This is a genomic window from Winogradskyella costae (assembly GCF_013403865.1).
Classification (GTDB): Bacteria; Bacteroidota; Bacteroidia; order Flavobacteriales; family Flavobacteriaceae; genus Winogradskyella; species Winogradskyella costae.
On the sequence record NZ_JABFDK010000001.1, the window covers coordinates 1,446,274 to 1,461,805 of the forward strand.

The window sequence follows — 15,532 nt, forward strand, 5'->3', positions numbered from 1 at the left end:
TGCTTACATTTGTAGTAATATTTAAAATAGTGAATAGTGAATAGTGAATAGTGAATAGTGAGTAGTCAATAGTCAATAGTCAATAGTGAATAGGGTAAGGGTTATAAGTTTTGCAAATGTTACCATGCCACGTTTTTAATTGATGATTAATAAAATAAAATTATAAATGAAACCAATTCAAGTTAATATAAAGCACCTTCGGACGTTAAAAAAGATGTCTCAAGAGCGTTTTGCTGATGAATTAAAGTGGAGTCGCTCAATGGTGGGTTCTTATGAAGAAGGGCGTTCAGAGCCGCCAATAGACCGTTTAATAGACTTGTCTAATTTCTTTGATATTCCGATTGATATCTTAGTGAAAAACGATTTGCGTAAAGCTACAGACACCTCGTTTATAGAAGTAGGGAATAAGCGGGTTTTGTTTCCTGTAACGGTAAATGAAGACAACGAGGATTTAATTGAAATTATACCCGCAAAAGCATCTGCTGGTTATTTGTCTGGTTATGATGATCCGGAATATATAGAACAGCTTCAGAAAATTAAATTACCGTTTTTACCCACGGGTACCCATCGCGCATTTCCTATAAAAGGAGATTCTATGTTGCCTGTAAAAGATGGTGCATTTATTGTCGCAAAATTTGTAGATGATATTAGAGATGTTAAAAACGGACGGACGTATATTATTTTAACAAAGGATGATGGTTTGGTGTACAAACGGATTTATATTCCTGAAGGAGACATTTCAAATTTATTATTAAGCTCAGATAATAAAACCTACCAGCCATATTTAATTCCCCGAGAGAACATCTTAGAAATATGGGAATTTACCTGTTGTATTAATACTCAAGAATACGATGAAAAAGAATTAAAATTGAGTAGTATTATGATGTTATTTCAAGAATTGAAGGTAGAGTTAGAGGCTGTAAAACGACTATAATATTTTATTATAAGACATAAAAAAAGCGCGAAATATTTTATTTCGCGCTTTTCTATTTTATAGTAAGATGTGTTAGTCTGCTAAAATAATTAGCTTATTATCTTTTAATTCTAATGTACCAGAACTAATAGCTAACCAAAATCCTTTATCAGATTTTGTAAATTTTGCTTCAACCTCTTTTTCTAATTGAATGTTAGTTCCATCCACTTTTACATGTCCTTCTTTAAGGATAGAGACAATAGGAGTGTGATTGTTTAACATTTGAAATTCACCATTTACTCCCGGAACCGTTACTGAAGTAACTTCTCCGCTAAATAATGTGGCTTCTGGTGATACAATTTCTAAATACATATTCTTTTAGTTTGCAGTCGGCAGTTGGCAGTTTACAGTCGCACTAAGGACTGAAGACTGAGCACTGCTTACTGATTTATGCTTCTGCTAACATTTTCTCTCCTGCTTCGATAGCTTCTTCAATAGAACCTTTAAGGTTAAATGCTGCTTCTGGTAAGTGATCTAACTCACCATCCATAATTTGATTAAAACCTTTAATAGTTTCTTTAATATCTACTAAAACACCTTTAAGTCCTGTAAATTGCTCAGCTACGTGGAATGGTTGCGATAAGAAACGTTGTACACGTCTTGCTCTACCTACAGCCATTTTATCTTCTTCAGATAATTCTTCCATACCAAGAATAGCAATAATATCTTGTAATTCTTTATAGCGTTGTAATAACTCTTTTACACGTTGTGCACAGTTATAATGCTCATCACCTAAAATATCGGCAGTAAGAATTCTCGATGTAGAATCTAATGGATCTACCGCTGGGTAAATACCTAACTCTGCAATTTTACGAGATAATACTGTAGTTGCATCTAAGTGAGCAAACGTTGTTGCTGGAGCTGGATCCGTTAAATCATCTGCAGGTACGTATACCGCTTGTACAGATGTAATAGATCCTCTTTTTGTTGACGTAATACGTTCTTGCATTGCACCCATTTCGGTTGCTAATGTCGGTTGGTAACCTACAGCAGAAGGCATACGACCTAATAATGCAGATACCTCAGAACCAGCTTGTGTAAAACGGAAGATGTTATCTACGAAAAATAAAACATCTTTTCCTTGTCCTTCACCAGCACCATCACGGAAATATTCAGCAATAGTTAATCCCGAAAGTGCTACACGAGCACGAGCTCCAGGAGGCTCATTCATTTGTCCGAATACGAAAGTCGCTTTAGATTCTTTCATTCCAGATTTATCAACTTTAGATAAATCCCATCCGCCTTCTTCCATAGAATGCATAAAGTCATCACCGTATTTAATAATACCAGACTCTAGCATCTCACGAAGTAAATCGTTTCCTTCACGTGTTCTTTCACCAACACCTGCAAATACAGAAAGTCCACCGTGACCTTTTGCAATATTATTAATCAACTCCTGAATTAATACTGTTTTACCAACACCGGCACCACCAAATAAACCAATCTTACCACCTTTTGCATAAGGCTCAATAAGGTCGATTACTTTAATACCAGTAAATAAAACTTCAGTAGACGTTGATAAGTCTTCGAATTTTGGAGCTTGTCTGTGAATCGGTAAACCAGCATCACCAGCTTTAGGTAAATCTCCTAATCCATCAATAGCATCACCAATAACGTTGAAAAGACGTCCGTAAACATCATCGCCAATTGGCATTTGAATTGGAGCACCAGTGGCATGAACTTCTGTTCCTCTACTTAAACCATCTGAAGAATCCATAGCAATAGTACGTACAGTGTCTTCACCAATGTGAGATTGTACTTCTAATACTAATTTTGAACCATCTTGGTTATTAATTTCTAATGAATCATAGATCTTTGGAAGCTCTGAACCAGCAGCGAATTCTACATCGATAACTGGGCCTACGATCTGTGCAACTTTACCTGTAACTTTTGACATTACTCTTATGTTTTTGTTTTGCAATAGTTTAAATGTGAAAAACAGCTAACGCAATCTAGTTGAGTGCGTGCGTTTTTCGCGCTGCAAAGATAGGAGTTTTAATTTAAATATTATATGAAAATTTATGGCTTTTTTAAGCATAAAAAACGCTCTCAAATTGAGAGCGTTATCTATACTCGTATTTAAGTTTTTTTTATTGTAATGTAGGAGGAAAGTTTGTTGGGTAATCTCCTGCATCTATAAAATTACCTGAAGCCTCAAAATTAGATCCATATGTTTTATCTATAGCTCTCATCATTTCGTTTGCCATTAAAGCATATCCTCTAGATGTTAAATGAACTCCATCTAAACTAATTAATCCTCCAGAAACTAAATCTGTAGTAAGAATAAAGTTCCCTGATTGGAAACCAGTAGTTGATGCTTGTTGTAAAATAGATTTGAAATCTACAAAAGCAAGTCCTTTAATTATCGCTATTGCATCAATATGTTCGTTATAAGCATCTGTTGCTCTTTTGATAGCCAACTGTTCACTTGGAATTAATACCCACTTATCTTCTAAAGGAAGTGTAATTCCTTCCGCTGAAAATTGAGCAGCAAGTGCTGCAGGTAAACCTTGTAATTCTAAGGCAGTAGCATAGTCTTCATTTACAGTACCGATTATTGAACTACTAGGTAGAACTAATAAATCAGCAGCAGTAGCTTGTCTTGTTTGTCCGTATGTATTTCCTAATAGGTTAGCTACTAATGGCACTGCTTGTGCAGGTAATCCGAATTGTGCAATAAAAGCAGGGAATGTTGGACTTGCATTTAAGGCTCCAGCGATTGTAGCAGAAATGTCATCAAGTGTTTCATCTTTAATCACCACAGCACTTGCAGCTGTTTCAGAAAAAACGATTGCTCTGTTAGGATCTACAGCATTAAAAATTGGATTTAAAGCTCCGAAAATTGAATTTAATAATGGAATTTGAGGTCCAAAGGCTTCATTTGTTGGGTCTAATGGATTGTGAGGTACTGTGGTAAAATGTGCTAATGTTGTAATATAAGGAAGGTTAGCAACCACACCTTTTGCTCCATTTGCAGTTAGTGCATCTACACTAGCGCTAAAAGAAGCAGCAAAGACGTTAGGATCTGTAATGTCATTTGAGCCATAAGTTGAAGGATCAATGTTTCCTGTTTGGTCAACACCAGTACCGCCAGAAGTAGCATAGGATAGAACATCATTTCCACCTATTTCAGATAAGGTGAAAAATGTTGGGTTTTGAGCCACAGCATCTCCTAAAATGGTTGCCGTAGGACTTGAGGCCATTCTTCCAAAATAAGGATTCAAAGAACCATAACCAGCTATACCAAGATGAAAACTTTTAGCTCCAGGAATACCATAGTTATTGAATGGTCCAGATAATACATCCGCAATTTGCGTTGTAGGTGTTGCAGGTAGAAGCGCTGGGCCACTACCATTAAAAAATAATCTAGGAGCTACGACTACTGTTGTCCCTGATACAAATCCACCAATATTATCACTCATCAATGGTTGGGTGAAGCTACCTCCGCCGACTAAAGCAAATTTTTGAGACAATAAATTTGGAAATGAGTTTTGTTGACCAGCAATAAATAAGGCATTATCCGTAAATCCTCCTGAGAAAGAAGCTCCAACAGCAATGTATTTAGAAAAGTCAGCTTCACCAGCATTTAGTTCTGGAAATACAACTTCTTCTGTTGGGTTATCTAAAAGTTCTTCAAAATCTGCTTCATCATTACATGCTGTAAATCCAATTAGGACAGCTGATAGTAATACATATTTTATATTTTTCATTTTGCTATTTTTTATAAGTTATTAATTGTCAAAGAAGCATAATACATTGACCCTATGTAACCTGATCCAAATACAGTGAAATATTCTTTACCACCAATATTTGTACCACCTAACTTAATTGTAGATTTTAAGGTTGGAATAGTGTAACTAATTTGTGCATCAACTGTGTGGAATTCTGGTACAATACCATCACCGAAAGTTGCTTCCCAGAAATAATCATCAGTAAATTTGTAGGCTACATTAAATCCAAAGTTTTTAAATAACTCAGTATTACCAAAATGCGCTTTAAACTTGTGCTCTGGTGTATTAAAGTTAGTTTCAAAATTAGGATTAGCTGCTTGGTCAAAATCTTGTTTAGTGAATGTATAACTTCCACCTAAATCAAAATCGCCCATTATTTTAGTTGATAATCCTATTGAGGCTCCATAAGAATTAACATCTACATCAGAATTTGTGTATGCACTATAAGTAGTGAAATCGCTACTTGTTATAGCTAGAATAGATAAATTTCTTTCAGCAGAACCTTCAGGGGCAGTAACATCACCATATAACGGTGCTATGACAACCTCTGAAGAAATAAAATCTTTATATTTATTATAATATGTACTAAAATCTATAGTCAATTTATCAAACTTTCCTCTATATCCAACTTCTATAGAAGATACTTTTTCTGGTGATACAAGGTTTGGATTCGCTACTGTTAAAACAGTAGGATCTCCACTTGCTGCTAGTTGTTGTACCGAAGATGCAGTATAAGAGTTATTGTACGCAGCAGCACCAGTTTGTGTATATACGGTTCCGTTACTTGATGTGAAATCTCTAGAATAGCGATCTAAATTATCTGGAGCAGAACCAACTAGTATTGCTCTACCAGCATCTAATCCAATAAATAAATCTTGAGTCGTTGGATTTCTAAAACCTGTTTGAGCAGAAGCTCTAATGTTGTGGTTTTTATTTAGCGTTAAGCCTACAGATAATCTAGGAGATACAAATCCATCAAAAAACTCTGATTTATCATAACGTGCAGAAGCCGTTATTTTTAAATTCATATCTTCATTTAATTCTAACTCTTTTTGAATTTGTGTGTAAACACCAAACTCACTATAGTCAATTGTCCCATCGTAATCGGTGTAGATAGACCCAAAAGAATTCAACTTATATTGTCTAAAAGACCCTCCAACTTGGATGTCTGCAATATCAGTTAAATGACTAAAGTTGTAATTACCATCAGCATGGTAGTATTTAGAAGCATCTTGAAATTGAGATCCTGTAGCTAAATCTGGATCTTTAATAATTCTATTGAATGCGTTATTAAATTCTGTTGAGCCAGGTTCAAATCTTCCATTTTCAGCAGCAGCTCTTGCAGCAGCATGAGCTTGAGTGTCTGTAGCGCCACCACCTAAAGTTGCGGCTACGTATGTGTTTATGTAATCGCCGAACCAATCCGCATCACTTTTCCAAGCTCTGTTAATATTGATTCCTGTAAATACCATATCATAAGAATCACCAGCTTTATCAGCTACAACATAACCTCTTACGAAATAATTATCGTTTTTTAATTCTAATTTATGTTGCTCTTGGAAGAACCCATCGATATTATATCGGTTAGTTCCTTGGTATATGGTAGTACCTGTACCTACTTTACCTACATATTGAATTTCGAAATTACTATCTGTTATTGGGCGGTAGTATAATCCCCAATCCGCCTTAATACTTTGAGCTTTGTGTTCTGTTAAGTCACGTTCATTATATCCTGTTCTACTTACAAAAACATCTGGAACAATACCTGTTCCTCCAGATAAATCATTAATATTTGCAGATACTTCATCTCCATAAACGTTGATACCGTTATAGTTTAAGTTGCTAGCTCTTGTACCACCAAACATATCACTATCTACTTCGCTGGTTGCAGCCCAATCTGTACCATCTAAATAACCAAAGTTTACCTTCGCTGCAAATTTATCGCTGAATTTATAGGCCATACTAAGGCTTACATCTGTATACTCATTATCTCCGGCAGCTTCTTGAGTTGTGATCCCTTTTTTAATAGCGACACTAATACCTTGATGATCGAAAGGATTTTTACTTCGCATAAATAGAATACCATTAAATGCGTTTGCACCATATAGAGCCGAAGATGCTCCTGGTAAAAGTTCAACGCTATGCACATCTGTTTCGACCATTCCAACAAGATTTCCTATTGGAAAATTTAAAGCAGGCGTCGAATTATCCATACCATCTACCAATTGCATAAAACGTGTATTGGCAGTTGTAGCAAAACCTCTTGTATTCACTGACTTAAAGGTTAAACTACTAGTGTTCACGTCAACACCTTTTAAGTTTTCTAAGCCTCCATAAAAATCTGCTGAAGCCGTATTCTTAATTTCTTTTAATCCAAAGCGTTCAACGGTAACTGGCGATTCGAAAATACGTTCTGGAGTACGTGATGCAGAGATCACCACTTCATCTAATTCGTTACCTTCAGCTAAAGTAACATTAACGGTTTGGTCATTGGATGTGATTTCGATTGTTTGAGTTTCGAAACCTGTATAACTCACACGTATTGAGAACGGTGGTTCTTGAGCTATGGTTAAGGTGTAGATTCCATCAAAATCAGATACCGTACCTGTACTTGTACCTACTACAACAATATTTGCGCCAGGTAATGGTAACCCAGTATTGTCTGAAATTTTACCGTTTATTGTGGTTTGAGCAAACGATACCACGCAAAAAAGCATAGTGAAAAGCTTTAAGATTGTCTTCATGTTAGAGATTAGTTAATTTGTTAGATTAGCAATTTAATTAAATATATGAAAATTCAATAAGAAATTCTCATAAAATTATGCATGCATAGCACTTTGTTGTAAAAAAGAAGCCTAAAAATTGATAATTACACAATTATTAGGCTATAAAATATGATTTTATTAATATGTTTTGCTACTCCACAGTTACAGATTTAGCTAAATTCCTAGGCTGATCTACATTTCTTTCTAGCATCACAGCAATGTGGTACGAGAGTAATTGTAAAGGTATTGTAGTTAATAAGGGAGTAAGGCATTCTAAGGTCTCAGGAACTTCTATGACATGATCGGCTAATTCTTTAACATTAGTATCTCCTTCAGTAACAATACCTATAATTTTACCTTTTCTAGATTTTATTTCTTGTATGTTACTTACCACTTTCTCATAATGTCCTTTTTTAGTGGCAATTACAACAACTGGCATTTGCTCATCAATTAAGGCTATAGGTCCATGTTTCATTTCTGCAGCAGGATAGCCTTCTGCATGTATATAAGAAATCTCTTTTAATTTTAATGCCCCTTCTAATGCCACGGGGAAATTAAACCCACGCCCTAAATACAAGAAGTTAGTAGAGTCTTTATAGATGTCCGCAACAGTTTTTACGTATGCATCCGATTTTAATGCTACTTCAACTTTACTCGGGATAGTTTCTAACTCAATAAGGTGGTGTCTAAATTCTGAACTAGACATTGTGCCTTTAGCTCTCGCTAATCGCAGAGCAATTAGCGTCAGTACTGTAATTTGTGTCGTAAAAGCTTTGGTTGACGCGACTCCTATTTCTGGACCAGCGTGTGTATATGCGCCAGCATCTGTTTCTCTTGCAATGGTTGAGCCAACCACATTACATACACCGAAAACGAATGCTCCTTTCGATTTTGCTAATTTTATAGCAGCTAAAGTATCTGCTGTTTCGCCAGATTGAGAAATGGCTATAACGATATCTTTTTCAGTTATTACTGGATTTCTATATCTAAATTCTGAAGCATATTCTACTTCAACAGGGATTCTTGCTAGATCTTCAAAAATATACTCAGCAACTAAGCCGGCATGCCATGATGTACCACAAGCTACAATTATAATACGATCTGCTGCTAAGAATTTTTTCATGTTATCCTCAATACCAGACATTTTAATAATGGCTTCATTACTTAAAAGACGGCCTCTGAATGTATCTAAAATAGCACTTGGTTGTTCGTAGATTTCTTTGAGCATAAAATGCTCGTAACCGCCTTTTTCAATTTGCTCTAAATTAAGTTGAAGCTCTTGAATGTAAGGGTCTACTAAAATATCATTTTTGATTTTTCTAACTTTGATTTTTTTACCTCTTCTAATAATTGCCATTTCTTCATCTTCAAGATAAATAGCATTTTTAGTGTATTCAATAAAAGGGGAGGCATCACTAGCTATGAAAAATTCATCATCTCCAATACCTATGGCTAAAGGACTACCTAATTTTGCGACTACAACTTCATTTGGTTTCTTTTTGTCAAATACAGCAATGGCATAAGCTCCTACAACTTGATTTAAAGCAATTTGAACGGCTTTACCTAGCTTAAGGTTTTCACTTTTTTGTACGTCTTCAATAAGATTAACTAATACTTCTGTGTCTGTGTCTGATTGGAAAGTATAACCTCTTTTAATTAACTCTTTCTTTAGGGAATCATAATTTTCAATAATACCGTTATGAATGATAACTAAATCACCAGAATTAGAATAATGTGGATGAGAATTGACATCATTTGGTACCCCATGTGTAGCCCAACGTGTATGGCCAATACCTAGAGTTCCATCAGTTGAAATTTCACTCTCTATTTTGTTTTTAAGATCAGAAACTTTGCCTTTGGTTTTTGATAACTTAATTTTATCACCATCGTATAAAGCAATACCTGCGCTATCATAACCTCTGTATTCTAATCTTTGAAGTCCTTTAATAATAATAGGATAAGCCTCTCTGTGGCCAATATATCCAACAATTCCGCACATAAATTTGTTTTTTAGTAATTTGGTTCTGTGTAATATATTTCTAAGTACACACGTTTACTGCTATCTTGGTCTGATACATTACTACCATATAGTATTGTTCCTCTTGGTGTTAAGACAGAACTTATTGGCACAGATAAATCCAAATCATCGTCAGTTTTTACTCTATTTTGAGTAATGCTAATGCTAGGGTCTTCTATATTTACGTTTAGGGAGACAGCTAAACCAAGTTCTACATTTGTAGAATCGCTTAAGAGTAAATTATTAATATGTTCCGTAATTCTTAATTTATATTTAATCCCTTTTTCATAGTCTGCATCAGCTGCGTCTTCAACACGTTCTAAAGGACCAAGGTGGCTAGTTTTAGAAAATGAAGGGAAATTGGTATTAGTAGCATCTAAATAATAGTCGAGCAATGGTGTTTTGTTCTCGGCATCATATAAATAAAGGCGGTCAGGCTCGTTATTTGGATCTTCATTTAATAGATCTAGCTGAGCTCTATCTACATAAAAGATTAAATTAGCTTCGTTAACTAATCGTTTAGAGCTTTCAAATTTATTATCATCTAAATTCACAAAATCATTTCTGAATTTATCAAAAACACTCATACCAGCTTCGGCATCAAAACCATCAAATAATTTTATTCCTGCAGTGGCACCTTCCCCACCTTTTAGGTAAATTCTACTATCTCCATTAATCTCATCCCCATCACCAATTGGCAATGTAAAATCATTATCGAAAAAATTAATTTTATTTGAACCAAAATTAAGAACGTAAGTGTCGCTGTCTCTGGTTTCTGGGTCATCCTCGTTTGGTGTAGAGTAGTATATTGTTATGTTGGCATTATTTGAGCTTGCAGTGTTTAAAATAAGAAAGCTACCGTCATCATTAATAGCTTCAGCCTTAAAATATAGACCTCTAAAATACTCTGTAAAATTATTTAGATTACTTAATACAGCATCTCCTTCTTTTGCTAATATTTTATCTTCCCAAAACGAAGGTTCTAACATTATTCTCATTCCTGGGGATTCGCTTGATAACAAGGTTTTATCTCCATTTTCATCGAGATTATTAACGTCTTTTAAGTCATAGCCTATATCGTTAATATCAATTTCATTGTCTACCACAAACATATTACTGCCCATTTCATCATAATCTACAAAGGTAAGTTCTGAGCCTTCTAAAATTGTGGTTGATATTGGTCCTAATGTTGATGATCTATCTGAAAAATAAGCTTGAGTTACATCGAAACCAGCGCTAGGATCAAAATCTCTAATGAAATAGTTATTCTCAAAAATATTCAATTTTATATTGCTATAGTTTTCTGATTTAGATATTACAGAATCAAGACTATAGGTAGTTTTGCCATCATCATCAATGCCTGTTATAGTACTAAAATATGGGATGGTAACTACGACAGAATCAACCCTTGCTTCGTCTCCAAAAGTTGGGTCGAAAATTGATGGTGTTAATTGAGTTACAAAACTTGCAGTTGTTCTTCCGTAAGCATCGTCGTAAACACCCAAGTTTGTTAAACCAGATAAACTCGTTAATTCTGATCTGTTAGTTTGTACAGGTGCTAAGGGCTTGGTGTAAGTGGTAACGTTATATTCGTTAGTGGAATATATATCAAAATTCGTCGCCACGTCACTATTAAGAACGTCAGAGTTTAAGCTTGCAAAATCATTGTCACAAGCAATAAAGCTTAGAGCAATTAATCCAAAGGATACGATTTGGAGGGCTATTCTGTTTTTTTTCATACGTGATATTAACCGTTTAATACAGTAGTGTTGTAAAACTCTGTGTAAGGATCTGCAAATTCTTCAATAGAATAATAGTCTAACACAGGTTTTGTTAAGTCATTTAAATAGGTGTCTAATTCTTCTGGTAATTCTTCAGAGCCTCTAATGATGGCATCAGAATTATCGATAGCCACTTTCATTAAATTAACATAATCTGGTTTATTTAATAATTGAGTTGTTTCTGCATCTAATCCGTCAAAATTTACTTTAGAGATCATATCTTTATCTAACGTCCCTTCGAAACTTTGATTGTATACAGAGGTCACTATTTTACTTTCGGTAAATAAAGGTTCTGTTTTGTAGAATTCTTTTAAGTACAATGGCAGTAAAGAAGCCAACCAACCATTGACATGAATAATATCTGGTGCCCAATTGAGTTTTTTAACAGTTTCTATAACTCCTTTAGCAAAGAAAATTGCACGCTCATCATTATCTGAAAATAATTTTCCGTCCTCGTCTGTTAGTGTTGCTTTTCTTTTAAAGTAATCTTCATTATCTATGAAGTAAACTTGGATGCGCTCTTTAGGAATAGAAGCTACTTTTATAATTAAAGGCATGTCCAAATCATTAATGACTAGGTTGATACCAGAAAGTCTAATAACTTCATGCAGTTGATGTCTTCTTTCATTAATATTTCCAAAGCGAGGCATAAATATTCTTATCTGACCTCCTTGTTTGTTTACCATCCTTGGCGCTTCAAATGACATTGAAGAAATTTCAGTTTCTGGTAAATATGGCACAACTTCCGAGGACACATACAATATTCGTTTATCTTTCATAAATCTACTGCTTTTTTAATTTAATAGTAAAAACATGCAAAATTACAAAATTTTGGGCAGATTGCTAGTATTATATTATGTTTGCATGCGTTAAACTTTTGTTACGGCATTGAAAAACTTTGAAAATAAAACCGAATTATCATCCTATGTCTCTGCATTAAAAGGCAATGGAAGCACCATTGGCTTTGTGCCAACTATGGGTGCGTTGCATAGAGGACATTTGTCACTGGTAAATAGTGGGTTAGAAGAAAATGACCTGGTGGTTGTTAGTATTTTTGTTAATCCTACCCAATTTAATAACGAGGAAGACTTAATTAAATATCCTAGAACCTTAGAAGCGGATACTGCTTTATTAGAAACCGTAAGTGATGATCGCATTATTATTTACGCTCCCTCTAATGAAGATATTTATGGTAATGATATCCAATCTCAGTCCTTTAATTTTGATGGTTTAGAGCATGAAATGGAAGGGGCTTTTAGAGTGGGGCATTTTGATGGTGTTGGTACTATTGTTAAGCGTTTGTTTGAAATTGTTAATCCTGACCGTGCTTATTTTGGCGAGAAAGATTTTCAACAATTACAAATTATTCGAAAGCTTGTAGAACTACATCACTTGCCTGTTGAGATTGTAGGTTGTCCTATTCATAGAGCTGAGGATGGTTTGGCTATGAGTTCTAGGAATGCGAGACTGTCATCGGCTCATAGAGATGTGGCTCCATTCATTTATAGAACACTAATGTCTGCCAAAATAAAGTTTGGCACAAAAAGTGCTCAGGATATAACGGAGTGGGTTCATACGCAATTTAAGACAGAAGAACTCTTAGAGTTAGAGTATTTTATTATTGCAGATATAACGACCTTAAAACCGGTAAAACGTAAATCAACAAAAAAGTCATATAGAGCTTTTATAGCGGTATATGCAGGCGATATAAGATTGATAGATAATATCGCTTTAAATTAATTATCTTTGTAGTATGCAAATACAAGTTGTAAAATCTAAAATTCATCGTGTAAAGGTTACAGGTGCCAAACTTAATTATATTGGTAGTATAACTATAGATGAAGACTTAATGGAAGCGGCAAATATTATACAAGGCGAAAAAGTTCAAATTGTTAATAACGACAATGGAGAGCGTTTAGAAACCTATTGTATTCCCGGACCACGTAATAGTGGTGAAATTACGCTTAATGGAGCTGCAGCACGTAAAGTAGCTGTGGGTGACACGCTGATCCTTATTACTTATGCAATTATGGAAATTGAAGAGGCTAAGGTGTTTAAACCTTCATTAGTGTTTCCAGACGAAGCTACGAATCTTCTAAAGTAACCAGGTGGCTAAACCTAAAACCATCCTAAAAGTTGTATTGCCATTACTCTTAGGAGTTGGCTTAGTGTGGTATTCTTTATCTAAAATTTCTATATCAACTTTAGTGCAGTATTTTAAGGATGCTGATTATAGTTGGATCATTCTTGGAGTGTCTTTAGGTGTTTTTAGTCATATATCTAGAGCTTATCGTTGGCTCTATATGGCAGAGCCTTTGGGATATAAGCCGAAATTTGGTAACAGTTTAATGGCTGTATATTCGGCATATCTTATCAACTTTACGATTCCACGAGCAGGCGAAGTCGCAAGAGCATCTATATTAAGAAACTATGAGGATATTCCGTTTGATAAAGGCTTTGGAACTATAGTTGCTGAGCGCATTGCAGATACTATTATGTTACTTGCAATAGTGGCTATAGCTTTTTTTATAGAATTCGAATTTATCTATAATTTTTTTGCAGATAAATTTAATCCAACTTCTTTATTTTTAGGAGGTTCAGTATTACTTTTGGGAACTTTACTGTTATTTCTGTTTATTAAAAAAAGTAGGTCTACATTCGCTTTAAAAGTCAAAGGATTCGTTTCAGGGTTATTAGAGGGGGCACTGAGTATTTTCAAGATGAAAAAAAAGTGGGCGTTTATAGGACATACCTTATTTATTTGGGTTATGTATGTACTTATGTTTTACGTTACGACATTTGCTTTACCAGAACTACAAAATATTACATTAGCAGCTGTTCTTATTGGATTTATCCTATCAAGTTTTAGTATTGCCGCTACAAACGGAGGCATTGGTTCGTTTCCAGAGGCCGTAGTTATTGCTTTTTCATTATTTGGAATGGGAGACGATCCTAGCAGAGCTTTTGGGTGGATTGTATGGTCAACTCAAACATTGGTTATTATTATTGTTGGTGGTTTGTCCTTATTATATTTACCTATTTACAACAGAAAGAGAACAACAATATAAAAATATTTTTTACCTTACTTTAAATTTTTAATTTATGCATAATATGAAGAATTTTTACCTTGTTCTAGCTCTTTTTTTAGGCTTAAATATTCATTCTCAGGCAGTTTATAGAACTATTGAATCTGTAAAACTTGAAGGAGAGCGTGAATTGAAAATTCAATTACCACGGAATTATAATCCTGAAGAAAAGCGTTCGTATCCTTTAATTATCGTCTTAGATGGGGATTATTTATTTGAACCAATTGCTGGTAATATCGATTATCAATCCTATTGGGAAGATATTCCAGATTGTATCGTTGTAGGTATTAACCAGGCAACTACTAGAACAGATGATTTTTATTATGATAACGAATCTTTTTTTCCTTCTCATAATGGTGCTGCTTTCTATGAATTTATGGCAGCCGAACTCTTGCCATTTATTGAAGAGAATTATAATGCATCCAATTTTAGAATAATCGTAGGACATGATTTGAGTGCTAATTTCATAAATTATTACTTATTTAAAGATGAACCTTTGTTTAGAGCTTATGTGGCTTTGAGTCCGGATTTTGCGCCGCAAATGATGGAGAGATTAACACAGCGATTATCTATTCTTCAGCAAGAAATATTTTATTATATGGCAACAGCAGATGCTGATATAAAAGCAATGAGAAGTACGATTCTGGAAAATAACTCTACGATTTCAGCTATTGAGAATAAAAATCTTCTCTATAAATTTGATGATTTTGAAGATGCCAATCATTATTCTTTAGTTGGTAGAGGTATCCCAAAAGCTTTAAATCAAATTTTCGCACTTTTTAAACCTATTAATGCGAAAGAATATTCAGAAAAAGTACTCACTTTTGAAGGATCCCCTTTTGATTATTTGATTAAAAAGTATGAAGATATTGAGCATTTTTATGGTTTTGATAAAAAATTAATTGAAAATGATATTAGAGCGATTGCAGCAGCTAGTAACAAAAAAGATGACTTAGAGTCTTTACAAAAATTATCAAAGCTCGTTAATAAAGAATTTCCTAAATCAATGTTAAGCGCTTATTATTCAGGAATGTATAATGAGAAAGAAGGAAATTTAAAAAAGGCGCTACAGCGCTATAAATCGGGACTATTATTAGAGCCTTCACAGTCTGTAGATAAAGAAATGATGCTCGATAAAATGTATGAAATTCAGGACAAGATGAAATAGTAATGTATTTC

At 34.4% G+C, this 15,532-nt stretch carries 12 protein-coding genes; 5 read left to right on the plus strand and 7 right to left on the minus strand.

Annotated elements, in window-relative coordinates:
• The first annotated feature begins 166 nt into the window (after positions 1-166).
• The gene (locus HM986_RS06210) at positions 167-934 is read left to right on the plus strand and encodes an XRE family transcriptional regulator (RefSeq protein WP_179334172.1); all 768 of its coding nucleotides are present in this window, start codon (positions 167-169) and stop codon (positions 932-934) included.
• A gap of 72 nt (positions 935-1,006) precedes the next feature.
• On the opposite strand, the gene HM986_RS06215 is transcribed toward HM986_RS06210, so the two are convergent.
• The 7 genes from HM986_RS06215 to HM986_RS06245 all read right to left on the minus strand — a co-directional run bounded on the left by HM986_RS06215 (position 1,007) and on the right by HM986_RS06245 (position 12,046).
• Positions 1,007-1,285: a F0F1 ATP synthase subunit epsilon gene (locus HM986_RS06215; RefSeq protein WP_179334173.1), complete on the minus strand. Its 279-nt coding sequence runs from the start codon at positions 1,283-1,285 to the stop codon at positions 1,007-1,009.
• Positions 1,286-1,361: 76 nt separating this feature from the next.
• Positions 1,362-2,870: a F0F1 ATP synthase subunit beta gene (atpD, locus tag HM986_RS06220; RefSeq protein ID WP_115810762.1), complete on the minus strand. Its 1,509-nt coding sequence runs from the start codon at positions 2,868-2,870 to the stop codon at positions 1,362-1,364.
• A 193-nt stretch (positions 2,871-3,063) separates the two neighbouring features.
• Entirely contained in the window at positions 3,064-4,683 is a 1,620-nt protein-coding gene (locus HM986_RS06225; protein ID WP_179334174.1) for an SGNH/GDSL hydrolase family protein, read from the minus strand.
• A gap of 11 nt (positions 4,684-4,694) precedes the next feature.
• A complete protein-coding gene (locus tag HM986_RS06230; RefSeq protein ID WP_179334175.1) occupies positions 4,695-7,448 on the minus strand; it encodes a TonB-dependent receptor in 2,754 nt (917 codons plus the stop codon).
• 172 nt (positions 7,449-7,620) lie between these two features.
• On the minus strand, positions 7,621-9,468 hold the full coding sequence (gene glmS / locus HM986_RS06235) for a glutamine--fructose-6-phosphate transaminase (isomerizing) (protein WP_179334176.1): 1,848 nt from the start codon (positions 9,466-9,468) through the stop codon (positions 7,621-7,623).
• A gap of 11 nt (positions 9,469-9,479) precedes the next feature.
• Positions 9,480-11,225, minus strand: a complete 1,746-nt coding sequence (locus HM986_RS06240; RefSeq protein WP_179334177.1) for a DUF4270 domain-containing protein — start codon at positions 11,223-11,225, stop codon at positions 9,480-9,482.
• Positions 11,226-11,233: 8 nt separating this feature from the next.
• Positions 11,234-12,046 (minus strand): glycogen/starch synthase, encoded by an 813-nt coding sequence (locus tag HM986_RS06245; RefSeq protein WP_179334178.1) that lies wholly within the window; start codon positions 12,044-12,046, stop codon positions 11,234-11,236.
• A 109-nt stretch (positions 12,047-12,155) separates the two neighbouring features.
• Between HM986_RS06245 and panC the strand changes: the two genes are divergently transcribed.
• Genes panC through HM986_RS06265 form a run of 4 tightly spaced genes read left to right on the plus strand, consistent with a single transcriptional unit; the run spans position 12,156 to position 15,521 of the window.
• A complete protein-coding gene (panC, locus tag HM986_RS06250; RefSeq protein ID WP_179334179.1) occupies positions 12,156-13,007 on the plus strand; it encodes a pantoate--beta-alanine ligase in 852 nt (283 codons plus the stop codon).
• Positions 13,008-13,020: 13 nt separating this feature from the next.
• Positions 13,021-13,371 (plus strand): aspartate 1-decarboxylase, encoded by a 351-nt coding sequence (gene panD, locus HM986_RS06255; RefSeq protein WP_179334180.1) that lies wholly within the window; start codon positions 13,021-13,023, stop codon positions 13,369-13,371.
• Positions 13,372-13,375: 4 nt separating this feature from the next.
• Positions 13,376-14,335, plus strand: a complete 960-nt coding sequence (locus tag HM986_RS06260; protein WP_179334181.1) for a lysylphosphatidylglycerol synthase transmembrane domain-containing protein — start codon at positions 13,376-13,378, stop codon at positions 14,333-14,335.
• 43 nt (positions 14,336-14,378) lie between these two features.
• Positions 14,379-15,521, plus strand: coding sequence for an alpha/beta hydrolase (locus HM986_RS06265; RefSeq protein WP_179334182.1), 1,143 nt, complete (start codon positions 14,379-14,381; stop codon positions 15,519-15,521).
• Positions 15,522-15,532: the final 11 nt, after the last annotated feature.